Origin of the sequence: Erwinia sp. PsM31 (assembly GCF_030433775.1) — a bacterium.
In the GTDB taxonomy this organism is placed as follows: Bacteria; Pseudomonadota; Gammaproteobacteria; order Enterobacterales; family Enterobacteriaceae; genus Erwinia; species Erwinia aeris.
The window spans coordinates 1-297 of record NZ_JARUWZ010000085.1; the positions used below are offsets into that span (position 1 = coordinate 1).

The following is a 297-nucleotide window of genomic DNA, read 5'->3' on the forward strand; positions in this document are numbered from 1 at the left end:
GAGCAGTTGACTTTTAATCAATTGGTCGCAGGTTCGAATCCTGCACGACCCACCATTATTAAGATGGTAACCGCTGTAAAACGTGAAGGATGTGAACCTGCAGCAGGTTCGGTTGAGCGAAGCGAAACAACGTTGCGTTAAGCAACGGGCCAGCAGGCCGAGGAACGCCGAGTCATCCTGCACGACCCACCACTTTTAAGTGGTATCTGATGTAAAACGTGAAGGATTATCTTTCACGAAAAGAAGTACCGAAGTGGGTGATTAGCTCAGTTGGTAGAGCATCTCCTTTACACGGAG

Annotated in this window: 1 other RNA gene; it reads left to right on the plus strand. The window is 48.5% G+C overall.

What is annotated here, in order from left to right:
- Positions 1–68: 68 nt before the first annotated feature.
- A non-coding RNA gene (locus tag QCD69_RS22570) (RtT sRNA) lies at positions 69–192 on the plus strand.
- The last annotated feature ends 105 nt before the right edge of the window (positions 193–297 follow it).